This is a genomic window from Panacagrimonas perspica (genome assembly GCF_004364935.1).
GTDB lineage: Bacteria > Pseudomonadota > Gammaproteobacteria > Nevskiales > Nevskiaceae > Panacagrimonas > Panacagrimonas perspica.
The window spans coordinates 352368-375521 of the sequence record NZ_SOBT01000012.1 but is presented as its reverse complement, the minus strand read 5'-3'; the positions used below and the strand labels follow the sequence as shown (position 1 = coordinate 375521).

21 protein-coding genes are annotated in these 23154 nt (G+C 65.2%); 13 read left to right on the top strand and 8 right to left on the bottom strand.

Going from position 1 to position 23154, the window contains the following annotated elements; genetic code table 11:
* Positions 1–2027 (bottom strand): PAS domain-containing protein (locus DFR24_RS25220; RefSeq protein ID WP_133883850.1); only part of this gene is annotated, 2027 nt, incomplete at its 3' end.
* 678 nt (positions 2028–2705) lie between these two features.
* On the opposite strand from DFR24_RS25220, the gene DFR24_RS25050 reads away from it, so the two are divergent.
* The gene (locus DFR24_RS25050) at positions 2706–2897 is read left to right on the top strand and encodes a ribbon-helix-helix protein, CopG family (RefSeq protein WP_133883849.1); all 192 of its coding nucleotides are present in this window, start codon (positions 2706–2708) and stop codon (positions 2895–2897) included.
* Positions 2898–3158: 261 nt separating this feature from the next.
* Here the strand turns inward: DFR24_RS25050 and DFR24_RS23260 are convergent, their stop codons facing one another.
* Both DFR24_RS23260 and DFR24_RS23255 read right to left on the bottom strand, forming a co-directional pair.
* Positions 3159–3485 carry a hypothetical protein gene (locus DFR24_RS23260; RefSeq protein ID WP_133883848.1) on the bottom strand — a complete coding sequence of 109 codons (327 nt, stop codon included), beginning with the start codon at positions 3483–3485 and terminating at the stop codon, positions 3159–3161.
* A 50-nt stretch (positions 3486–3535) separates the two neighbouring features.
* A complete protein-coding gene (locus DFR24_RS23255) occupies positions 3536–3982 on the bottom strand; it encodes a GNAT family N-acetyltransferase (protein WP_133883847.1) in 447 nt (148 codons plus the stop codon).
* 132 nt (positions 3983–4114) lie between these two features.
* On the opposite strand from DFR24_RS23255, the gene DFR24_RS23250 reads away from it, so the two are divergent.
* Genes DFR24_RS23250 through DFR24_RS23235 form a run of 4 tightly spaced genes read left to right on the top strand, consistent with a single transcriptional unit; the run spans position 4115 to position 10049 of the window.
* Positions 4115–5812, top strand: a complete 1698-nt coding sequence (locus DFR24_RS23250) for a SulP family inorganic anion transporter (protein ID WP_133883846.1) — start codon at positions 4115–4117, stop codon at positions 5810–5812.
* Positions 5809–6774, top strand: coding sequence for a fused MFS/spermidine synthase (locus DFR24_RS23245; RefSeq protein WP_133883845.1), 966 nt, complete (start codon positions 5809–5811; stop codon positions 6772–6774). The genes DFR24_RS23250 and DFR24_RS23245 overlap by 4 nt, the downstream gene beginning before the upstream one ends.
* Positions 6775–6783: 9 nt before the next feature.
* Positions 6784–7008, top strand: a complete 225-nt coding sequence (locus DFR24_RS23240; protein ID WP_133883844.1) for a hypothetical protein — start codon at positions 6784–6786, stop codon at positions 7006–7008.
* The gene (locus DFR24_RS23235; RefSeq protein WP_133883843.1) at positions 7005–10049 is read left to right on the top strand and encodes a type I polyketide synthase; all 3045 of its coding nucleotides are present in this window, start codon (positions 7005–7007) and stop codon (positions 10047–10049) included. Before DFR24_RS23240 ends, DFR24_RS23235 begins: the two co-directional genes overlap by 4 nt.
* A 24-nt stretch (positions 10050–10073) precedes the next feature.
* On the opposite strand, the gene DFR24_RS23230 is transcribed toward DFR24_RS23235, so the two are convergent.
* Both DFR24_RS23230 and DFR24_RS23225 read right to left on the bottom strand, forming a co-directional pair.
* On the bottom strand, positions 10074–10250 hold the full coding sequence (locus DFR24_RS23230) for a CopG family transcriptional regulator (RefSeq protein ID WP_133883842.1): 177 nt from the start codon (positions 10248–10250) through the stop codon (positions 10074–10076).
* 50 nt (positions 10251–10300) lie between these two features.
* Positions 10301–11854 carry a phosphoenolpyruvate carboxykinase gene (locus tag DFR24_RS23225; RefSeq protein ID WP_133883841.1) on the bottom strand — a complete coding sequence of 518 codons (1554 nt, stop codon included), beginning with the start codon at positions 11852–11854 and terminating at the stop codon, positions 10301–10303.
* Positions 11855–12154: 300 nt separating this feature from the next.
* On the opposite strand from DFR24_RS23225, the gene DFR24_RS23220 reads away from it, so the two are divergent.
* Positions 12155–12430 (top strand): RNA recognition motif domain-containing protein, encoded by a 276-nt coding sequence (locus DFR24_RS23220; protein ID WP_133883840.1) that lies wholly within the window; start codon positions 12155–12157, stop codon positions 12428–12430.
* Positions 12430–12783, top strand: a complete 354-nt coding sequence (locus DFR24_RS23215) for a YkgJ family cysteine cluster protein (protein ID WP_133883839.1) — start codon at positions 12430–12432, stop codon at positions 12781–12783. Before DFR24_RS23220 ends, DFR24_RS23215 begins: the two co-directional genes overlap by 1 nt.
* 213 nt (positions 12784–12996) lie before the next feature.
* On the opposite strand, the gene DFR24_RS23210 is transcribed toward DFR24_RS23215, so the two are convergent.
* The 3 genes from DFR24_RS23210 to DFR24_RS23200 are packed head-to-tail and all read right to left on the bottom strand — an operon-like array spanning position 12997 to position 15733.
* Positions 12997–13272, bottom strand: coding sequence for a hypothetical protein (locus DFR24_RS23210; protein WP_133883873.1), 276 nt, complete (start codon positions 13270–13272; stop codon positions 12997–12999).
* A complete protein-coding gene (locus DFR24_RS23205; RefSeq protein WP_133883838.1) occupies positions 13272–14570 on the bottom strand; it encodes a TFIIB-type zinc ribbon-containing protein in 1299 nt (432 codons plus the stop codon). The genes DFR24_RS23210 and DFR24_RS23205 overlap by 1 nt, the downstream gene beginning before the upstream one ends.
* A 20-nt stretch (positions 14571–14590) precedes the next feature.
* Positions 14591–15733 carry an SPFH domain-containing protein gene (locus tag DFR24_RS23200; protein ID WP_133883837.1) on the bottom strand — a complete coding sequence of 381 codons (1143 nt, stop codon included), beginning with the start codon at positions 15731–15733 and terminating at the stop codon, positions 14591–14593.
* A 319-nt stretch (positions 15734–16052) separates the two neighbouring features.
* Here DFR24_RS23200 and DFR24_RS23195 point away from each other — a divergent pair, with 319 nt between their 5' ends.
* The 6 genes from DFR24_RS23195 to DFR24_RS23170 all read left to right on the top strand — a co-directional run bounded on the left by DFR24_RS23195 (position 16053) and on the right by DFR24_RS23170 (position 23138).
* Positions 16053–18092 carry a VIT and vWA domain-containing protein gene (locus DFR24_RS23195; protein WP_210772602.1) on the top strand — a complete coding sequence of 680 codons (2040 nt, stop codon included), beginning with the start codon at positions 16053–16055 and terminating at the stop codon, positions 18090–18092.
* 18 nt (positions 18093–18110) lie between these two features.
* Complete coding sequence (xrtQ, locus tag DFR24_RS24770; protein WP_210772603.1) at positions 18111–19508, top strand: exosortase Q; 1398 nt, start codon at positions 18111–18113, stop codon at positions 19506–19508.
* A 100-nt stretch (positions 19509–19608) separates the two neighbouring features.
* Positions 19609–20217, top strand: coding sequence for a paraquat-inducible protein A (locus DFR24_RS23185; RefSeq protein ID WP_162851393.1), 609 nt, complete (start codon positions 19609–19611; stop codon positions 20215–20217).
* The gene (locus DFR24_RS23180) at positions 20214–20861 is read left to right on the top strand and encodes a paraquat-inducible protein A (protein ID WP_210772604.1); all 648 of its coding nucleotides are present in this window, start codon (positions 20214–20216) and stop codon (positions 20859–20861) included. The genes DFR24_RS23185 and DFR24_RS23180 overlap by 4 nt, the downstream gene beginning before the upstream one ends.
* A 70-nt stretch (positions 20862–20931) precedes the next feature.
* Positions 20932–22518 (top strand): PqiB family protein, encoded by a 1587-nt coding sequence (locus DFR24_RS23175; protein ID WP_246051773.1) that lies wholly within the window; start codon positions 20932–20934, stop codon positions 22516–22518.
* The gene (locus DFR24_RS23170) at positions 22515–23138 is read left to right on the top strand and encodes a PqiC family protein (RefSeq protein WP_133883834.1); all 624 of its coding nucleotides are present in this window, start codon (positions 22515–22517) and stop codon (positions 23136–23138) included. Before DFR24_RS23175 ends, DFR24_RS23170 begins: the two co-directional genes overlap by 4 nt.
* Positions 23139–23154: the final 16 nt, after the last annotated feature.

The following is a 23154-nucleotide window of genomic DNA, read 5'->3' as shown; positions in this document are numbered from 1 at the left end:
GTCTGGAAGGCGATGCCGTCGATGACACTGATGATGTCGACGATCTTCTTGCTCGACTCGTTGATCGCGCTCATCGTCGTGACCACTTCGCTGACCACCTGGCCACCCTTGCGTGCCACTTCGCTGGCGCCCATCGCGAGTTGATTGGCCTGCTTGGCGTTCTCCGCGTTCTGCCTGACCGTGCTGGTCAGCTCTTCCATCGAGGACGCCGTTTCTTCCAGCGAGGCGGCCTGCTGCTCGGTACGCGCGCTGAGGTCGGTGTTGCCCGAGGAAATCTCCTTGGCCGCCGTGTTGATGGTGTCGGTGGCGGTCTTGATCTGCGTGATGATCTGCGTCAGCTGTTCGACGGTGGCGTTCGCGTCGTCCTTGAGCTGCCCGAAGGTGCCCTTGTATTCGGTCGCAATGGTTTCGGTGAGATCGCCCTTGGCCAGCGCACCCAGGACCCGGACCACTTCTTTCAGACCCACTTCACTGGTCTGCAGCAAGAGGTTCACGTTTTCGGCCAGCATCTTGAAGAAGCCGTCCTTGCCCTCGAGTCCGATGCGGCGCGTGAAGTCGCCATTGGCGGCAGCCGCCACGATGCTGCTGACCTCGTACTCCACTGCGACTTCCGCTGTACGGTTGCGCCACTCGACCACCGTGCCCAGACGCTCGCCCTTGTCGTTGACGATGGGGCTGGCGATGAGGCCGAAGGTCAGCGTGCCAACCTTGATCTCGGTGCGATAGGTGCTGCGCAGGTTGGCCAGCATCTGCGTCTGGTGGGCCGGATTCTTGTGGAACACGTCGATCAGCGCGCCCTGCAGCTTGCGTGCATCGAAGTGAGGCAGCGCCTTGCGCAACTCGCTCTCGGCACTCACCAGCATCTCGCTGACCGCCGCGTTCATGTACACGATCTGGCGCTCGTTGTTTGCGATCATCACGTTGCCAGACACGTTGTCGAGCGCGTTCTTGATACGCAGATTTTCGTCGGACAGCTTTCGCTCCACCGCCTGGCGCTCGGCTTCGCGGGCCGCAGCCGCGAGTTCGGCGGTCAGGTCCTTCCACTCCACGACATAGCCCAGGCGCCCACCCTTGTCGTCGTTGATCGGATTCAGGATCAGGCTGAAGGTTCGACCACCGAGCACCAGCTTGGCGTTGTGCGTACTGGTCATCCTGGACAGCAGATCGCGCTGGTATGCCGGGTTCTTGTGAAAGGTATCTATGTTGGTGCCGACCACGGCGAGGGCATTGAAGCTCGGCACGTCCTTCTTGATGTCGGCCTCGGCAAGCTTGAGCATCTCCTTGATCGAATTGTTGACGTAGACCACGTTGAGGTCGGAGTCCGCGATCATCACGTTGGTGACGACCACGTCCAGTCCCTGCTTGACGCGCGAGGTCTCCGCCAAGAGCTTCTGCTCGCGCGCAGCGGCGGCGAGTTCGGCGGTCAGGTCCTTCCACTCCACGACATAGCCCAGGCGCCCGCCCTTGTCGTCGTTGATCGGATTCAGGATCAGACTGAAGGTTCGACCACCGAGCACCAGCCTGGCGTTGTGCGTGGCCTTCATCTCCGCCAGCAACTTGCGCTGGTAGGAGGGCTGCTTGTGAAACGTGTCGATGTTGGTGCCTACCACCGCAGCCGCGCTGAAAGCCGGCAGATCCTTGCGAATGTCGGACTCGGCGAGACTCAGCATGTGTTTGATCGACTCGTTGACGTAGACCACGTTGAGGTCGGCGTCTGCAACCATGACATTGGTTTGCACGACATCCAGCCCCTGTCGAATCCGCGCGGTGTCGCGGCGATGACGCGACTCCGCTTCGGAAATTTGCGGGGCTTGCTTGGATCGACTCGAACTCGCCAGAAGCAGAAGCGCACCCCATCCACCGACCGCGAGCGTCGCAAGAACGGCAAGCACGGGAAGCGTGCCGCCGAGCACCCCGCTGCCGTGAGCAAACCCGGTCACTGCGCTGAGCGTGGGCAGGGCGACCAGAAGCGCCGCTGCGACTCGGACCTGCCCTCCGGTGGGATTCATCGATTTGGAAACATTCACGGGCCTGGATTCTCCGGATGACGTGCGAACCAACGCACGCGGATTGAGTTTGCGTGCGAGAAGTGCAAGTCCCGTACCCCGGATAAGTTCAGCCTGTACGCCAATAGAGCGACGGTTTCGCGACCAAATATCGGCGCTTTTCGGCGTTGTGACGGAATACAGACGCTATGTGATTTTCATGATCATCAAATATTCCTTTTACCGCGCATCCCGACGGGCCGGGGGCATGCGCCGCGGCTGAATGACGGATTCCCATCACGTTCTGCAAAATCGAGGCGTCGAGTCACCTCAGGCATCGCGATCCCGGCAATGCCGCGTGCGATATCGGCGCGAGCGCAGGAAGGGCGTTGGATCCGCCGGTCCGATCAACCCGGAGCCGCAGCCCGTGATTGCCGCCTTTCGAAACGGGGGACTCACCCGCGGCAACGTAGAATGGCCCGGCATCCTGGAATCCCGGCGTTCCGCCGAAAGTCCCTGAAATCGCGTGGGCGCCGCCGAATGTCCGCCGGGCGTAGCCGGGTGTCACGCAGCGCGATGAACGGCAATCGAGTTGGCCGGATTGCCCGTCAATGACTTCCGTGAATTCAGAGACCCGGACCTGATCCCTACGCCCGGCCGGTCCTCCGAGAGCTACTCCGCCGTTATCATTTGATTCACATTGCATGATACTATCGGTCAATGGAATCGAAGACGGCCCGCTTCACCTTGCTCATGGACCCTGACAAGAAGAGGGCTTTCGAGACGCTGTGCGCACAGCAGGACCTGACGCCTTCGCAAGTCATCCGGCAATTGATCCGAGAATACTTGACCAAGCACGGTGTGACCTACACATCGAAGTCGGCGCGCAAGACCACCAGGGCGACTCGGTAGGATCTAGCAGGTTATCGCTGCAGGATCAGTCCCGCGACTGCCTGGATCGGTTACGACCAGGGCGACGATGAAAATGATGGGAGCCGCTGTTCCCTCTCGTCGCTGCATCCTGCACAGCGAGGCAGCGCCAATCCCATGAAGACGTCCGGCATCTGATCCGTTGCGACGACGGGCTCCGATTTTTGTCGCGCCCGCTAGTCGACCAGACCATCGGTTTAGGGCTGTAAACGCGCAGCGAGACGTGCTCGTCTTGCCAGACGACTAAGAAGCGGACTCATCCTCCGCCTTCAGCGAGGCACTGAGGAATGCATCCCGTGACAGTTTGAGAGCCGCCACGCTGCCATTGATGTCCCCGCCGGCGCTGTACATCACACGCGCCTTTTCAGCCAGCGCGTATGCGGTCTTCATCTGGGTCTCGGATTTCGCATCTGCCGCCCGTGGTTCCAGATGACGCAGGCCGTCCAGTAAATCCTCGTAGGCATTACGCCGCAGGGTTCGGATATCTTCCCGGTATTCCCGATCGCCCCAGTTGATGAGGACGTCGTAGGCGCCGAGTACGCCTGCAAAGCTGGTCGCGGGTAAACGCATGGTGCTCCCTGCGCAAGAATGTGGAATCGCGCTGTTGCCGAGAGCCGGTCTCAAGCGCCCGACAGAGCGGACGGGTCGATCTGCAACGTGACGACGTGGATATCGCGTCGCAATCGCGCCTCCACGCTGCTCCAGAATTTCAATGCCGTGAGATTGCGCGCACGCACATACGCGTGGCAGCGCGTGATGCCCTGCGCCCGGATCGCTTCGAGACTGGCGTTGAACAGGGCAGTGGCGCAGCGCGCCCGGCGCAATCCCTGGCGAACCGCCAGGTGATAGACGTGGGCCCGCCGCCCATCGTGGCCACAAAGAATGCTGCCGATGATGTGGGGGCCGTCCTCGGCGACGAAGCTCAGATCGGGGGTGCGCGCCAGGAACGTCTCCAGCGCCGGGGCATTGTCCGATTCATCCCGCAGCACGATGCCCTCGACTTCGCGCCACAGCTCCAGGCAGGCCGGGATGTCGCGCGCCTGCATCGGTCGGATCAGGCGTTCCATCGAAGTCTCGAAGTCGAAGCACCGGCGTTCGCGCGGGAGAGGCCGAGGGGCGGCTCACAGGGGCATTGAACACGTATTTTATACATATGTCATGATAATATTATTCACATTACATTGCACGAGAGCGGATCCATGATCGCGGTGCTGGAGGCAGCAAAAGCCGGTCTGTTCCGACGCGATCAATGGGCGCGCAACGTGGTGGCGGGCGTGATCGTCGGCGTCGTGGCCCTGCCGCTGGCGATGGCTTTCTCCATCGCGTCGGGCGTCAAGCCCGAGCAGGGCATCTACACCGCCATCATCGCGGGGCTGGTGGTGTCCCTGTTCGGCGGAAGCCGCATCCAGATTGCCGGGCCGACCGGCGCCTTCATCGTCATCCTGGCGGCGATAACGGCCCAGCACGGCGTGGACGGACTGCTGCTGGCAACCGCGATGGCAGGCGTGATGCTGATTCTGCTCGGCGTGGCCAAGTTCGGCGGCGTGCTGCGCTTCATTCCCGATCCGGTGATCGTCGGTTTCACCGCCGGCATCGGTGTGATCATCTGGATCGGCCAGTGGAAGGATTTCTTCGGAATGCCGGCTGCCACCGGCGCGCACTTCCACGAGAAACTGCTGCACCTGCTGGCGAGCTTTCCGCAGCTTCACGCACCCACCACGATGCTGGCCTTGCTCAGCCTGGGGTTGGTCATCTACGGACCGCGGATACCCGGTCTTGCGCGCGTACCCGGCCCCTTGATCGCCATGGTCGTGGCCACCTCGATTCAGTGGGTCTTCGGCCTGGAAGGCGTGGCGACCATCGCCACCGCTTTTGGCGGGATTCCACAGGGGTTGCCGCACCTGAGCTTCCCGGCGGTGAGTTTCGATCGGCTGGTGGCACTGCTGCCCTCGGCATTCGCGATCGCGATGCTGGGCGCCATCGAGTCGCTGCTGTCAGCGGTCGTCGCCGATGGCATGGCCGGTACGCGCCACAACTCGAACCAGGAACTCATCGGCCAGGGCATCGCCAATCTGGTGACACCGCTGTTCGGTGGATTCGCCGCCACCGGGGCCATCGCACGCACGGCCACGAATTTCCGCAACGGCGCAACCAGCCCCCTCGCGGGCATCGTGCATTCGCTGACCCTGTTGTTGATCCTGCTTCTGCTGGCGCCGCTGGCGGCGCAAGTGCCGCTGAGCGCCCTGGCGGCGATCCTGTTCGTAGTGGCCTGGAACATGAGCGACGCGCGACATTTCCTGCGCATGGTCCGGACTGCGCCACGGGCCGATGTGTCCATCCTGCTCATCACCTTCCTGCTGACCGTGTTCTCCGATCTGGTGGTGGCGGTCAACGTGGGCGTGATCCTGGCGATGCTGCTGTTCCTGCGGCGCATGGCCTCCGCGGTCGAGGTGCTCCGCCTCGATGAGCACGCCTTGCAGCACGAACTGCGGGACAACGGCCGCTCGCATCTGCCGCCGGATGTGCTGGTCTATTCCATCGAAGGTCCGTTCTTCTTCGGGGCCGTGGAGAATCTGGAGCGCGCGCTGGAACAGACGCACAGCGATCCGCGCTGCATCGTCATTCGCCTGAACCGGGTGCCGTTCATCGACATCACCGGCATCCAGACGCTGGAAGAGGCGACTCAGAACCTCGAGCGCCGCAAGGTGCGCGTGATGCTCTGCGAAGCCCGCCCCAACGTCCTGCGCAAACTGGTGCGGGCCGGATTGGCGCGCAAGCATTCCGGGCCTCGCCGCTACTTCCGGGATTTCGGCACCGCGCTGAGAGCCTGCGATGCAGCGACCCGCAGCGCCGAGGCGCCCGCGAACCTGCCCCCGGGCAGCGATGACAGGCGATGAGCGCGCGCCACGCCAACGGCCTTCTCGATCCTGCCGCCGTCTCCGACCCGTTGGATCCCTTGGCGGATTCCCAGATCTGGGAAGTGCCGGTGGTCTTTCCGGACGGGCGGTACATCGCCTATCTCAATGAGCCCATCCCGGAGCCCGTGGCAGTGCCGGAACTACTGAAACGCCTGCGTAACGGACGATACGCCAAACCCTTCGTACTCGAAGACGGCGAATATCGGCAACTGCATCTGGGCCTGCGTTTCACCCAGAGCCGGATGAGCCTCAAGGCACCGGATGCGCTGAGCTTGGCCTACACCCGGAAGATGATGGCCTTCCTGCTGTTTCAGCCTCAGCCCAAGCACGTCGTGATCGTCGGGCTCGGTGGCGGCTCCCTGACCAAGTTCTGCTATCGCCAGCTTCCGCATGCGCGGATCACGACGGTGGAGATCGATCAGAGCGTGATCGAACTGGCGCCGCTGTTCCAGGTGCCCCGCCCCAATGCGCGCCTGCGCATCGTGCACGCCGACGGCGCCGAGTATTTTGCGACGACGCACCAATCGGCCGATGTGGTGCTGGTCGATGGCTGCGATCAGCATGGCATTGCGCCCGCGCTCTGCGAGGAGCGTTTCTACGCTTCGGTACGCGCGCGCCTGCGGCCCGGCGGTCTGCTGGTGGTCAATCTCGTCGGCACCGTCGGCCGCTCCGATGCCCTGATCCGCAGCATCGCCAAGATCTTCGACGAACAAGTCCTGGTCGTGCCGGTTTCGGTGGGCGGCAACCGTATTGCGCTGGCGTTCTGCAATCCGGCCTGGCCACCGGACTGGCCGCAGGTCGATCAACGCGCGGTGGCGCTGGGCAAACACCACGGCCTCGACTTGCCTGGATTCTCGAAGCGCCTGCAAGCGAATGCCCGCAAGGCGCTAAAGCCTTCGCCCTTGAAGCCTGCGCGAAAACCACCCGCGCAAACTGGCTGACATTGCCCCATGAACTCATCCGACGATCCGGGCAAGAAGCCCCTCAATTCCTTGCGCCTGCTCGGCGATGTTCTCGCGGCGACCGTCGGCATTCGCAGCCGACGGGAACGCGGGCGCGATGTGTCCCCGGTCGGAACCGGCGCCCTGCCTGGGGCGATCTCCATTCTTGCAGTGACAGGATTCGTTGCGCTTAAGAGCTTCATCCATCCGGCGAAGAACGCGGCAGCACAATGAAGCGCGTCCGACAAAAGAAAGTGAAGCGCGCATCGTCCGATATCAAATCCGATCTGGCGGCCGCTGCCACCGCGGAAATGGGCACCGCCCAGGCCCGGGACGAAATACGTCCGCCCATGCCGCTGGACATCGCCATCGTCGGTCTCGCCGGCTGTTATGCAGGCGCCCCGAATGCGCGCGCGTTCTGGCAGAACATTCTCGACAAGGTCGATTCCGTCAGCGAAGCCGGACCCGAATGGACCGGCCCGTACTTCGAGGCCAATACCCAGGCCAATGACCGTACCTACACGACGAAGGGCGGATTTCTGAAGGAGCTGGCCGAGTTCAACCCCATCGAATTTGGTGTGCTGCCCAATATTGTCGACGGCGGCGATCCGGACCAGTGGATGGCGCTGAAATATGCACGCGAGGCGCTGCTCGATGCGGGCTACCTCAAAGGTGGACGCGTGTTCGAACCGGAGCGCACCGGGGTCGTGATCGGCCGCGGAACCTACGGCAATCGCGCGATGGCCAGCGTCATGAGCCGCGGCTTGTTTCTCGATCAGGCGATGGGCATGGCGCACGCGCTGAGGCCGGACCTGTCGGCCGGGGATCTGGCCGAATTGCGTCAGCATTTCCAGCGTCAGTTGCCCGCTTTCAACGCGGACATGGTGGGGGCCACGACCCCGAACGTCATCGCCGGGCTGATCGCCAACCGCCTCAACCTGATGGGGCCGAACTACATCCTCGATGCGGCCTGCGCGTCCGCCCTGTTCGCGCTCGATGGTGCCGTGCGCGAACTGGTCTCGGCGCGTTGCGACCTGATGCTGGCGGGGGCCGTGCAGTCGCATACGCCGCCGCAGCTCTACATCCAGTTCTGCCAGATCCAGGCGCTCTCGCACGACAAGATCCGTCCCTTCCAGACCGGTGCGGACGGAATCCTGCTGGGTGAAGGTGTCGGCATGCTGGTGCTCAAGCGCCTGGCCGACGCAGAGCGCGAGGGCGACCGCATCTACGCCGTCATCAAGGGAATCGGCCTGGCATCCGACGGCAAGGCCAAAGGCCTGCTGGCCCCGCGCGTGGAAGGCCAGGTGATGGCGCTGGAACAGGCCTACCGCAGCAGCGGGATCGACCCGCTGACGGTGGATCTGATCGAAGCCCACGGCACCGGGACCGCCGCCGGCGACCGCGCGGAGATCGACGCACTGAACCTCGTTTTCGGCGCCCGCGGCACCGCGCCGCAGATTGCCGTGGGATCGGTCAAATCGATGATCGGGCACTGTCTGCCTGCCGCGGGCTCGGCATCGTTGATCAAGACCGCACTGGCGTTGCACCACAAACTGCTGCCCCCCACGCTCTGCGATCCGCCCAACCCGGAGCTGGTGGGTCCGGGCGGACCGCTGTACATCAACAACCGGGCGCGCCCCTGGATCGATGGAGGCCCGCATCCGCGTCGTGCCGGGGTGAATGCCTTTGGCTTTGGCGGCGCCAATGCGCACGTGATTCTCGAGGAGTACACCAGCCCGCAGAGCACGGCGGATGCGACGCTGCACGCACCGCAGGATTCCGAGCTGATCGCGATGACGGCGGGCTCGGTGTCCTCGCTGGTGCAACTCGCCGAATCGGTCCTGGCGCATCTGAGTGGCCCGGCCCCGGTCAGCGTCGCGCAAGTCGCCAAGGCGTGCAGCGCCCGCGTCGAAGGCGGCCACCGTCTCGCGATCGTTGCTGAGAATGCCGAGGACCTGATGCTCAAGCTTCGTCGGGTCATCGAGGCCCTTCGGGCCGACGATCCGCCCTCTTTCGACGCAAGCAGCGGCATCTACCAGGGTTCAGGAGCAGCGCCGGGCAAGCTGTGCCTCCTGTTTCCCGGCAAGGGGACGTTCCCCGGCGAGAGCACCCAGTATCCGGAAATGCTGGCCGATCTTTGCATGCACTTCCCCAAGGTCCGGGAATGCTTCGACCGCCTCGAGCGTTCTGGACGGGCCGACGGCCGGCCCGCGCGGGCGCCGATGCTGTTTCCGGCGCCGGCCGGGCTTGACGAAAACCGTCGCCGGTTGCTGGAGGCCGATCTGAATCGGACTGACCCCGGCTTCGAATGTGCGTTCGTGGCGAGCCTGGCGATGCTGCGCCTGCTCGACGACGTGGCGATCAAGGCCGATGCCCTGCTCGGTTACGGGGCGGGAGAATTCACCGCCGTCGTCGCCCGCAACAATCAATGGTTCGCTCATCTCGACGGGCACCTGAATTGGGCACGCGAACTCGCGCGCCTTCTGGCTTGCGCAGCGACAGACGGTGAGGATCAGGCGGAGGGGGTCATCACTTTTGCCGACACCCTGTGGCCGGAGACTCGCCAGGAGCTTCTCGACAAGCTGGCCGCACAAGATTCCCCACTGACGCTGGTGGCCGATAACTGCCCCAACCAGGTGACGTTCTTCGGACCTCCTGCGGAATCGCTGGCGCTCATGCCGTGGTTGCAGGAGCAAGGCGCCACCCCCACTCATTTCCCGGCAAAGCACCCGCACCACACCGCCCGCTGCACGTCGCTGACCGCAGCGCTCCGCGCCTATCTCCGGGATCTGGACCTGGGAGCCGATGGAATCAGCCTCTACAGCGCATGCAGTGCCGCCCCTTTTCCCCCGGAAGCGGACGCCGCGCGCGAAATGCTTGCCACGCAGTGGGAACAGCCGGTGCGTTTCACCGAAACCATCCGTCGTCTGTACGAGGATGGCTTCCGTGTGTTCATCGAAGTGGGACCGGCCGGCATGCTGACCACCTTCGTGAACGACATCCTGTGGGAAAAGGACGACGTGATGGTGCTTGCCTGTGATCGCCGGGGCCATTCCGGAATACGCCAGCTCCATCACACGCTGGCACAAGCGTTTGCCGTCGGCGCGGTCTTCAACCCGTCCGGGCTCTTCGCGGACCGCGACATCGCCCCGCTCGATCTCGAAGCGCCTCCGCGAACCTCGCCGAATGCCGGCATCAAACTCAAGCAGCAAATGCCGGAGTTGCGCATCCCTCCAGGGTGGAGGCCAATGCCCGATTCGTCATCAAGCCCCTGAACGAAGCGACGGGGGCACCCAGGATTACTTCTGCGAGCCCGCCTTGCTGGTGTAGGTCACGCCGTGCTTGGCGAGATACTCGCGGATGAGCTGACGGACGACCTGCGACGGTGTCAGATCCTGCTGCGCGCACAGCATTTCGAACGCCCGCTTCTTATCGGGATCCATCAACACGGTGAAGCGCGCCGTCTTGGATTCCATGCTCAATGATCCGCATACGATTTGAATGAAATGATCCCCGACGTGCCCGCTCAGCCGCGTGGACCCGCCTTGACGACCTGCTCCGTGGTCCTGAACTTGCGGATGTTGTTGCGGAACAGCTTCGCCAGCTTGCCGGCCGCTTCGTCGTAGTCCGCTGCGCAAAGCCAGGACCGGCGCGGGTTCAGGAGCTGCGGGTCGACGCCCGGCACCGCGGTCGGAATGTCCAGGTTCAGGACGTCCAGATGCTCCGTCTTGCAGCCCAGCAAGGCGCCGCTCTGGCAGGCCGCGACGATGGCTCGCGTCACCGGAATCGGGAAGCGTCGACCGGATCCGCCCGGACCACCGGCACCGCCGGTCCAACCGGTATTGACCAAGTACACCTGGGAACCAAACGCTTCGACGCGTCGCATCAGCAGCTCGGCATATTCCGCTGCCGGCCGGGGCATGAACGGCGCCCCGAAACAGGCCGAGAACGTAGGCTGAATCCCGGGAACCGCATCGACTTCGGTTGAGCCCACGCGAGCGGTGTACCCGCTCAGGAAATGAAACGCCGCTGCTTCCTTCGACAGGATGGATACCGGCGGCAGCACGCCGGAGACGTCGCAGGTCAGGAAAATGACCGTTCGGGGTTCGGCCCCGGAATTTTTCTTCATGCGCTTGGGCACATGCTCCAGCGGGTACGAGCAACGCCCGTTTTCCGACAACGCGGTGTCGTCATAGTCCGGTTTCCGGCTATCGGGATGAACGACCACGTTCTCGACGATAGCGCCGAAGCGGATGGCGTCCCAGATCACCGGCTCGTTCTGGCGCGACAGGTTGATGGTCTTGGCATAGCACCCACCTTCGAGATTGAACACCGAACCCTTGGCCCACGCGTGCTCGTCATCGCCGATCAGGTAGCGATTCAGATCCGCTGACAGCGTGGTCTTGCCGGTTCCCGACAGACCGAAGAACAGGCAGGTATCGCCGTCTTCGCCGACGTTGGCCGAACAGTGCATCGGCAGGATGCCGGCCTCCGGCAGCAGGTAGTTCTGGACCGAGAACAGCGCCTTCTTCATTTCGCCGGCATACCGCAGCCCGGCGAGCAGCACGCGACGCTGCTCGAAATCCAGGATCACCGTCGCTTCGGAGTTGGTCCCGTCGCGGGCCGGGTTGCATTCGAATCCAGGCGCGTTCAGCACGAGCCATTCCGGCTTGCCGCCTGGGTTGTACTGCGCCGGCCGGATGAACATGTTGCGCGCGAACAGCGAGTGCCAGGCGGTTTCGGTGACGACCAGCGCCGGCAGGTAGTGCTCGGCGTCAGCACCCACATGCAGCCGAGACGAATACCTGGTCTTGACGCTCAGGTACGTTCGCACACGTTTCCACAGCGCCTCGAACCGATCCAGATCGAAAGACTGATTGACGGCGCCCCAGTCCACCGTTGCTTCGGTGATGGCGTCGCGCACGATGAAGCGGTCCTTGGGCGACCGACCCGTCCGGGAACCCGTCGTGACCACCAATGCGCCGGTATCTGCGAGCAAGCCTTCTCCACGCAGCAGCGCCTGCTCGACCAGATGAACGGTGTCGAGATCCGTAAACATGGAAGGGGTTCCCGTACTCATGGGTTGCAGCTCCTGTGAAGTCGCGATGGGTTTCTTCGAGACACGCGATCCCCCGGCGGCAGACGCCGATGCGTCACGAACCGGGCCTCGGCATGGGCGACGCTGCGCATCTCCTGCATCGTTTTCATGATAATCACATATCGTGTGTTTATAATGTTAACATCATTATCATGTCGCAGCCCGACACTCCTTCCAGACGGATCGTGAAAGTCGGGCCGCCAGCACGGGCCCGCCTTCGCATGCCCGCCCTTCCCGCGGGGACCGCTGCCCGTTCGAAACTCCCTACATGCGAGAACTGCCATGTTGACGATCTACGCCGGCAATCTGCCTTCCAACACCACCGAAAAGGAGCTGGCCGAGCTGTTCTCCGCGCACGGAAAGGTGCGTGGCATCAAGCTGCCGCAGGACGTGTTCTCGGGAAAGTGCCGCGGCTTTGGTTTCGTCGACATGGAAGGACACGAGGCACGCGCCGCGATCGCCGCGCTGAACGGCCGAGAACTGCGCGGCAGCTTTCTGCGAATCACGCTGGAACGTCCGCGCGATGCAAAAGGCCGAAGCCCGGGCGCCCGACGCTAGTGACGCCTGAGGATCGGGCCATCCGCTATCTGCGGCGCAGGATTCCCTCTTTCGAATGCGTCCCCGGGTGCCATGACTGCTGCGGACCGGTCACCGCTTCGTCGACCGAAATGGCTCGCCTTCCGGTCAAGAGCGAAGCCGTGCACGAGGCTGCGCTCGCCGCGTTGAGCTGTCCTCATCTCGGCCCGAACGGCTGCGAGGTCTACGAGGAACGGCCTCTGATCTGCCGGCTATTCGGCACGACGCCGCGCCTGCCCTGCCCGAACGGTCGCGCTCCCGCGGTGATGATCGATTCGAAGGTGGAACATCAGATTCACTGGTTCGCCCGGCATACCCGCCAGGTGCTGGTCTAGGACCGCGGTCGATGGGATCTCGAGGACCTTGACCGCGCATCGTCGACCGGCAGCCCTCTTCCCGAGCACCTTCCCGATCGGCCACACGGCGTACCCATTGCTGAAGCGCTGAGCTTGTCATCGAAGTGACGGCGCTCTTCCAGCCTTCTGCCGGCCGTTTCCGACCGATACCGATGGATTCCGCGCCTGTCTCCGGCGAAGAACGCTCAGCCCTTACGTGTGGGGCTGGGCAGCGTCCCGGATACGCGCCACACGCGTGCGATACGCGCTCACATTGTCCCCGTTGATGCGGGTCTCGCGCGTGCCGATCACTTCGCTGACTTTCACGTCCGCGTCCGCGCCGGTGACCGGCTTGGCGTCGACGGTGGTCTCGCGTTCGAACGCGTGGGATTTGTCGGTGTTGCGGTAGTAGCGGTACAACGCCCAATACAGAGCGGTGGCACTGGCCGGGCCAGCGAGGAGGAGCAATAGGGCGCCATCTCCATCCATCACCAGAACCCCACCATCCAGAGTGCAATACCTTCGACGAAGGTGCCGACGGTGAGTGCGGTCAGCAACAGCTTCCATTGCTGCACCGGTACGCTGCCCATGGTCTCGCCGGTGCGGCCGTTCACCGCAATGTAGTGCAGCATGCCGTTCTTGCCGCCTGGCTGGTGGTATGAATAGAGCCACACCGGCAGATACATCGACACCCAGCGCGTGCCGTATACGTCGAGGCGCTCCTGCTCCCAGCGCACGCCACGACCGTACTGGCGTACCGATGATTCGACCTGGGCGCGCGCGATCGACAGCAACTGGTCTTCGAGGCGCGGACGCAGATCCTCGACGTCGCGATCGCGCTTCTCCGACGTGACACCGTTCAGATAGGACGCATTCCATTTCACCGCGTTCTTGGTGTCGAACGGCAGGATCGTGTTGATGATGTTGTTGGTATTCGCTTTGGTGTCCAGGTCGCCACGTTTGGCGGAAGATTCCAGCGGCAGATCGTCCACGGTGAAATCCACGTGCCTCTCGACCTGGTACACGTCGGCGTCGTAGTAGGTCTTCTTGTTGTCGCCGGTGCCTCGTGTGTAGCGCGCCGTCTCGATCTCGCCCCGGCCCGCTACGTCCGCGCCCACCCTGCCATCGACAATCATGTACGGCAGATAGACGGCGATCACGTTCTCGGGCGTGAACTCTTCCTTGAATTGTTTCAGCGCGAACAAGCGCCGCTTGTCGACGAACTGACGGATGCGCGCCACCGCGTCGTCCTTCTTGATGTGGAACGGCAGGACCGCGTCCGGCACTGCGCCGTTCGCCACCTGCTCGTTGACACCGAAGACATGGCGGCACCAATGGCAGCGCGCGGTCATCTGGCTTTCGGTGTTGACCGTCACCTCGGCGCCACAGCCGCTGCACTTGAAACTCATCAGGCTCGCGGCGCCGTCGTCGATGTCCGCCGCGCCGGAGGCGATGATCGTGCCCGTGAGTTCGTCCAGCCCGACGCCGAGCCCGAACTCCTCCTCCACCCGCGCGCCTTGCCACTCGTTGCGGCAGTACAGGCAGATCAGCAGGTCTCCGCCTGGTTTGGGGCGGATGTCCGTCGCACCACATTTCGGACAACGGTTGAGACCGTCCTTGAGTTCGGCGGCGGCCGTATCGATGGCAACCGGATCAGGCGCCAGCACCTCGTCGCGGATGGGTTTGGGCAGCGTGTTCGGGTCGATCGGAAAACTGCCGGGGAGCGGCGGCACGTCCTGCGGCGACCCGGGGCCGGAAAGGGGCGGCGACGTGTTGGTGGTCGACATCGGGTTGCGTGCTCCGCCGCTTACAGACCCAGCGCCTTGGACTTGGCCGCGTCGTAATCGGCCTGCGTGATCAATCCGAGATCGAGCATCTCCTTGGCCTTCTTCAATTTGGCGATCGGGTCGTCAGCGGCCGGCGCAACCGGTTGCTGCAGACCGCCGCCGACGCCGAGCATGCCGGTCGCCATGCCGACACCCACGAGGCCCGCCGCACCGCCTTTCTCGCCGGCCGACTGGATGCCCGCAGCGACGCTCGCCTGCAGATTGGAATTGCCGCGCGCACCGGCCAAGGCATCGGCACGCTGCACGGTCTTGAGCAGCTCCTTCGTGTTGGCGTCGTATTCGATCGACACGATCGCGGTCTTGGCGATGACCAGGCCGCGATCCGATTTCCACTGATACGCATCCTCCACCGCAGCCGACAGGCTCTTGGCAAAGCCGACGGAGTCCTGCTGCAGCTTGGTGATGCGATTGTTCTTGCCCGGATCGTTCGTGTAGATGCTGAACGCCGGCGCGAGCGATCCGACCACCTCATTGAACAGCTGGCTGGCGGCAGCGTTGTCCATGTCGGTGAAATCGAAGACCTGCCCGGACTGCAGATAACTCGCGGGCACGAAGTTCTTCACGAACAGGATCGGATCGACGATCTTCAGCGTGTACGAGCCGCGCGTCACCGCGCCGACCTGCGTGCCGAGGAATCCGTCCTCCCAGTAGATTTCGGACTGCGTTCCGAAGCGGTTGTCAGGCAGTTCCTTCAGCGAAACGAAGAACGCGGCCTGCTGCGAACCGGGCTGGCCACCGAACTTGAATCGCTCCCAGCTCTGCTTGATCAGCGAGTCGACGAGGTTGTCGCCGGCGAAGATCGACTTCGAATTGAGGTCGTCCGACCGCCACTCGTAGGCGCCTGGCTCGGCAACGAAGCCGGTGGCAGCGCCATCCTGGAACAGCAGCAGGCCGTAGCCTTCCGGCACGACGATCTTCGAACCGTTGGAGATGATGTTCGAAGAACCCTTGGTGTTCGAACCCCGTCCCGCATTGGTGCCGCGCGGCACCGCGGCGAACATCGCCGCCGTTGCCGGCAGGCCGTCCGGAACCGTGTAGAAGTCCTTCCACTGGTCCGCGAGCGTGCCGCCAATCGAACCCGCCACCGCTTGAATAAGCCCCATCAGATCGCTCCCCGATTCGTGGCGGGCCCAGGGCCCTCCTGACGCGACAAACTATACATTTCCGGACGCCGATATTCGTCGAAGTAGAAGCACTCCCTGTTCAAGAATTCGAGTGCGACGGGATGAATGCGCGATTTTCTGTGACCGACGTCTCTTGGCAAGCACCGCTCCCGCCACCGCTTCGAATCGGCGCTTGCACGGCACTTGCACCGGCGGGCCATCGGCCGGCCACCGCGCCCTCCCAGACTGGATTGCAGCCACGGGGTTCCGTCGTCCTTCACGACGCGATATCGCCGGGCCCGTCCAGGGAGAACAAAACGTGGTCACCTCGTCGATCCCGCGCCCGCCGGCGCGTTCCGGGCTCTCGAGCCTTCCCTTCGTATTCGGGGTGCTGCTGCACCTGGCGCTGGCCTGCGGTCTGGTCGTCGCCGGCATCGCGCATGCCGACGACTCCGAAGCCCTTCCGGCCGAAGGGCCCTACTTCCAGATCGAGCGCGGCGAACCCGGCTTGGATCGCCTGCCGCTGAAGTCCACGCAGGTCGATGTGAAGATCGCGGGCGTCATAGCCGACGTCACCGTCACGCAGCGGTACCGCAACGAGGGCAGCAAGCCGATCGAGGCGCGCTACGTGTTTCCGGGCTCCACGCGCGCGGCGGTGCATGGCATGACGGTGCACCTGGGCGGCCGCATCATCACGGCGCAGATCCGCGAGAAGCAGCGCGCACGCGACGAGTACGAACAGGCGCGGCGCGAGGGCAAGACCAGCGCACTGCTCGAGCAGTCGCGGCCCAACCTGTTCCAGATGAACGTCGCGAACATCCTGCCGGGCGACGATGTGCGCGTGGAACTGCGCTACACCGAACTGATCGCGCCGACCGAAGGACGCTACCAGTTCGTGTTCCCGACGGTGGCCGGCCCGCGGTATCACCGTCCGTCGAGCGCGGGCGGCAGCAGCTCGCTGCCAGCCATGCCGTTCCTGCACGCCGGTGCGGAGTCCGCATCCACCTTCGATCTACAGGTGGCGCTCGACGCGCCGCTGCCGGTCAGCGAGATCACGTCGACCTCGCACGAGATCCAGGTCAGCGGCGCGAAGCGCACGCAGGCCACCGTGCGGCTCAAGAACATCAAGGGCCAGAACAATCGCGACTTCATCCTCGACTATCGCCTCGCCGGCGATCGCACCGCGACCGGCCTGATGCTCTACCGCGGCGAAGAAGAGAATTTCTTTCTCGCCGTCGTCGAGCCGCCGCGGGCAATCACGCCGGCGCAGATCAATCCACGCGAATACGTGTTCGTGCTCGACGTCTCCGGGTCGATGTGGGGCTATCCGCTCGACACGGCCAAGGTCCTGATGCGCAACCTGATCGGCCACCTGCGGCCGAGCGACACCTTCAACGTGATGCTGTTCTCCGGCAGCAACGTGATGCTCAGCCCGGTGCCGATTCCGGCCACGCAGGAGAACATCGAGCGCGCCATCGCCACGATCGGCCGCACGCAGGGGGGCGGCGGCACCGAGATCGTGCCGGCGCTGCGTCACATCGCCGCGCTGCCGAAGAACGACGACGTCTCGCGCACCGTGGTGGTGGTCACCGACGGCTACGTCAGCGTCGAGGAAGAGGTGTTCCGGCTGGTGCGCCAGAACCTGGGCAACAGCAACGTGTTCGCGTTCGGCATCGGCAGCTCGGTGAACCGCATGCTGATCGAAGGTATCGCGCGGGCGGGACAGGGCGAGGCGTTCGTCGTCACCCGGCCCGAGCAGGCGGCCGAACAAGCCGAACGCCTGCGCCACATGATCGACTCGCCGGTGCTCACCTCGCTCACCGCGACGTTCGAAGGTCTCGACGTGTACGACGTCGAGCCGGCGCAGTTGCCGGACGTGCTCGGCGGCCGCCCGGTGCTGCTGTGGGGCAAGTGGCACAGTACCGGCGACGAGAACCCCGAAGGGCAGCTCGTGCTTGAAGGCCATGCCGCGAACGGCGACTACCAGGAGATCGTCCCGGTGCCCTCGCCCAGCGCGAACGCCGTGGCGCTGCGCCACCTGTGGTCGCGTGCCCGCATCGCCCAGCTCTCGGACGAGGAGGCGCTGCACGGCAACGACTCCCAGCGCGGCCCGATCACGGCATTGGGCCTTCGCTACGGACTGCTGACGCAGTACACCAGCTTCATCGCCGTCGACCAGGTCGTGCGCACCGACACGGCGGCGGTACCGGTGGACCAGGCATCGCCGATGCCGCAAGGCGTCAGCGATCGGGCCGTCGGCGTCGAAGTGCCGGGCACGCCGGAACCCGGCCTTCTGCTTTCGCTGCTGGTCGTCGCCGCAGTGCTCGTGCGCGCGACGCGCCGCCGGCTGGCGGCCTGAGACGCGCGGATGGCCGCGATGTCGTCCTCGGTAGCGCCCTCCGGTGTGCAAAGCGCGCCGGGTTTCGGCTTCCGGCTCTCGCCGGCATGGCTGCACCTCACGCTGCACGCCATCGCGCTGTGGCCGCAGGCGGGCTGGATGTGGACGCGCCTGCGCGACGGCTCGGATGATCCGCTGGGCGTGGTCGCCATCCTCGCGCTGACGCTGATCGTCGCGCGGCACGGCACCACGCTGCGCCGGTCGCCGCGCCCGACCTGGATGCTGCTGGCGACGACGCTGCTGCTACTGGCAGCGTTCGCCACGCGGCATCTGCCGCCCCTGTTCGCGGCGCTGCTGGGCGTGCTGTCGCTGGTAGCGGCGCTGGCGGCGTGGCTGCCCTCGGGAATCGCTCGCCTCCCGCTGGCAGGGCTGGCCGTGCTGGGGCTGCCGCTGATCTCCTCGCTGCAGTTCTACGCCGGATATCCGTTGCGGATCGTGACCGCGGAACTGAGCGCGCGCGTCCTGGGCGCGGCCGGCGTCGCCGCCGAACGCAGCGGTGCCTCGATGATGGTCCAGGGCCAACTGGTCATCGTCGATGCGCCGTGTTCGGGCGTGCAACTGGCGTGGATGGCCTACTTCCTCGCCTGCACCCTCGCGGCCTTGCGCGACCTGCCGGATCGCGCGTTCCTGCTGCGGCTCCCGCTGGTGGGCGCGCTGGTGATCGTCGGCAACATCGTGCGAAACCTGGTTCTCGTGCTGCTGGAGACCCGGCCCGGCGGGCTGGACGATGCGTCGCACGAAGCGATCGGGCTGACGGTGCTCGGCGTGGTGTGCCTGCTCGTGCTGCGCTGGATGCGATCGGGCGCGTTCGTGGAGCAGCGGGCCGCGCACGCGAAAGAACCGGACGCCGCGTACCGCAGTCGCTGGATGTACGGCGCGGCGCCGGCGCTGATCGCCGCGGCGCTGATGGCACAGGCCGCCCGACAGTCGACGGCTTCGGCGTTCGCGCCACGCGCCGAATCGCTCGGCGAGTGGCCGGCGCTCTGGGACGGAATGCCGCTGCGTCCGCTCGCGCTGTCCGCGGTGGAGCGGCGATTTGCGCAGCGCTTCCCCGGTCGTATCGGGCGCTTCGACAACGGCGGCCGCACGGTGGTGCTGCGCGAGATCATGGCGCCGACCCGCATGCTCCACCCGGCCGTCGACTGTTATCGCGGCCTCGGCTACGAGGTCGGCGCGCCCGTCCTCGAACGCGACAGCCGGCGCCGCCTATGGCGCTGCTTCGTCGCCGAGCGCGCCGGCCAGCGGCAGCGCGTCTGCGAGCAGGTCGTCGACGACGCCGGCCAGACGTTCACCGACGCCTCCGCCTGGTACTGGAATGCGCTGCTTGGGCGGTCGCGGGGTCCCTGGCTGGCGGTGACACGGGCCGAGGCCCTGTAAGCGCCGGCAAAGCCGCTTCCACGATGCAGCGTCGTTCAGCCGGCAGGCGGGCGCGTCCGCGCAAGTTGACCGCATCGGGGCAACATTGAACGCTAGGACCGTGAAGCCTTCCTCCATTGCGGTCTGCGAGCACTGCGACGCGGTGCATCGGCGCGTGCACCTCGCGCCGCGGGCACGCGCGCACTGCATCCGCTGCGGAACGGTGCTGTACACGGAGCGCCGCCGGCATCTGGACGGCTGGCTCGCGCTGACGATCGCCAGCGCCATCGCCTACCTGGTCGCCAACCTGAACCCGATCGTCGAGATCCAGTTGCGCGGCGAATCGACGCAGGCCTCCTTGTTCCAGGCGCTGTCCGCCACCTGGTACAGCGGCGCCGAGCCGGTCGCCGCGCTCGCGGCGCTCTGCGCCTTCGTCTTCCCCCTGGTGCGTATCGGGCTGGAGACGGTCGTCCTCGCCTACCTGCAGCTCGGACGCCGCCCGCCGGCCCTGCGCGCCGCCATGCACACACTGGTGCATATCCGGCCCTGGAGCATGGTCGAAGTCTTCATGCTCGGCGTCGTGGTGGCCCTGGTGAAACTCGGCGGCGAAACCACGGTGATTCCGGGGCCGGGCCTGGCCGGATTCGCGGTGCTCACGGTTCTGCTGACGATACTGGCCAGCTTCGATCCCGACACGCTGTGGGAGAACGCGGAGCGCGCCACCCCATGAGCCACGACCCGCACGCCATGCTGACCGCGCGCGAGCTGGGCGTGCTCGGCTGCCCGATCTGCGGAATGGTGTGCCGCGCGGCGCCGCAAGGCGTGGACGTCGAATGTCCGCGTTGCGGCCAGGCCTTGTACGCGCGCAAGCCGAACAGCATCGCGCGCACCTGGGCATTTCTGGTGACCGCGATCCTGCTGTACATCCCGGCCAACGCGCTGCCGATCATGCGCACCAAGACGCTGTTCGACGATCGCCAGGACACTATCATCAGCGGCGTCCTCGCCCTGTGGCGGGCCGGCTCCTGGGATCTGGCGCTGATCGTGTTCGTGGCCAGCGTCGTGGTTCCACTCGCCAAGATCGCGGTCCTCGTCGTGCTGCTGCTGAGCGTCCAGCTGGGTTGGGTCACCGGGCGCCGGCGCCGCACGCGTCTGTTCAGACTCGTGGAGTGGGTCGGTCAATGGTCGATGCTCGATATCTTCGTGGTGGTGCTGATGGTGGCGCTGGTCCAGTTCTCGACCTTGGCGCGCATCGATCCCGGACCGGGCGCGGCGGCGTTCGGCGCCGTGGTGGTGCTGACGATGTTCGCGGCGCAGGCCTTCGATGCGCGACTGATCTGGGATGCAGCCGAAGGCTCTCTGCACGATGACTGATACACCGGCCTCCGCCCCTCCGCCCGACGTCGACGACCTGCCCGATCCGGTCGTACGCCGGCGCGCCAGAATGAGGCCCTCGATGATCTGGCTGGTGCCGATCGTCGCTGCGCTCGCGGGCGCGCTGCTGATCGTGCGCGCCTACATGGCCAACGGCCCCACGATCGAGATCAGCTTCAAGACCGCAGAAGGCCTCGACGCCGGCAAGACCGAAGTCCGCTACAAGGACGTCGTGCTCGGCAAGGTGAAACGGGTCGAGATGTCCGAGGACCGCAGCCATGTGGTCGCAACCGTCGGGCTGACCAGCGAGGCCAGCAGCATCGCCGTGGAAGACACGCAGTTCTGGGTGGTGCGTGTGCGCGCCGACCTCGGCGGGATCTCGGGTTTCAAGACTCTGGTGTCCGGCACCTATATCGGCGTGAATCTGGGCACCTCGACCGAATCGCAGTACGAATTCGTCGGCCTGGAAGATCCGCCGATCCTGACCAACGACGAGAAGGGCCGGCGCTTCAACCTGAAGACCGCGGACCTGGGATCGCTCAATGTCGGTTCGCCGGTCTACTACCTGCGCGTGCCGGTGGGCCGCGTGCTCGGATTCGAGCTGGACAAGGAGGGCAAGGACGTTTCGGTCATCGTCTTCATCGAGGAGCCCTACGACACCTTCGTGAAGACCGACACGCAATTCTGGTCGGCCAGCGGCATCGACCTGTCGATCGACGCCAACGGTTTCAAGCTCGACACGCAGTCCGTCGTCACTCTGCTGGCGGGCGGCGTCGCGTTTCAATCCCTGCCCCTCGCGGACCCGAATCCCAAGCCCGCGGCCGACGGCGCGACGTTCCCGCTGTATCCCAACCAGGGCGCCGCACTAGCGCCGCGCGACGCGGTGGTGATGCCGGTGCGCATGCGCTTCTTCGAGTCCGTGCGCGGCCTCACGGTCGACGGCCCGATCGATTTCAAGGGCACCGTCCTGGGCCGCATCACGCGACTGGACCTGGGCTTCGACGCGACGCGCAAGCGCTTCTACACCGAGGTATCGGCCGACATCTATCCGAAGCGCATGGGTCGCGCGTACGACGAGGTCATCGCGGACGATGAAGGCGCCGACGCCACCGAACCCGAGATCTTGTTCGCCCACATGGTCGAACGCGGCATGCGTGCCCAGCTGCGTGCCGGCAACCTGATCACCGGTCAGCTCTACGTGGCGCTGGATTTCCCGCCGCAGGCCAAGAAGGCCGACTTCGATGCGAAGGATCGCCCGCTGCGCATTCCCACCGAGACCGCGAGCCTCGACCAGATCCAGACGCGCATCACCGACATCGTCACCAAGATCGACCAGATTCCGTTCGACGACATCGGCAAGCGCCTCAACTCCGCGCTCGGCAATGCCGACTCGCTGATCAAGCGCCTCGACGGCGAAGTGGCGCCCGCCGCCACCGAGACCTTGCGCGAGGCACGCGACACGCTCGAGTCCGCACGCGGCTCGCTGACGTCGGCGGATGCGCCGATCCAGCAGGACATGCGCCGTACGCTGATCGAAGTCGAACGCACCGTGCGCTCGCTGCGGGATCTTTCGGACTACCTGCAACGTCACCCCGAGTCGCTCGTCCGCGGCCGACGCGAAGCCGAAGAGCCGCAGATCCAGGAGCCCGCAAAATGATTCGTCTGCGTTCCGGATTGCGTGCCGCGTTGATGCTCTGGGCCGCTGCATCGCTCGGCGCCTGCAGCTCCGCGCCGATCCACCTGTACACGCTGGCCGGCGCGGCACCCTCGACGGCCAGCGGCAATCCGTCGTTCGCGATGCTGCTGGAACCGGTCAGCGTGCCGCGCAGCGCCGACATCCCGCAGTTGCTCATCACCGGCTCCGATGGCCGCAGCCATCTGACCGAAGACCATCGCTGGCGCGCGCCGTTGCCGGACGAGATCGGCACTGCGCTCGCGCAGCAGCTTCGCGAGCAGTTCGGCATCAGCGACCTCAGCCGCGTGTCCGCTCCCGAAGGCCTGAAGCTGTTCCGCGTGCGCGTCGACGTGCAGCGCTTCGAATCGCTGGCCGATGGGCAGGTGCTCGTCACCGCAGCCTGGAGCCTGCGCGCGGCCGATGCCAAGTCCGCCGCGCTGACCTGCGTGTCGCAATTGCAGCAGCCCGCCGGCGCCGATTATGCGGCGCTGGTCCGGGCGTACCGGGGTGCTGTCGCCGGTCTCGCCACACAGATCGGCCGCGGCCTGGAAGGATTGGCACGCACGCCGGCCGCATCGGGCTGTCCGTCGGCAGGCGCCTGATCCGCGATCGATTCCG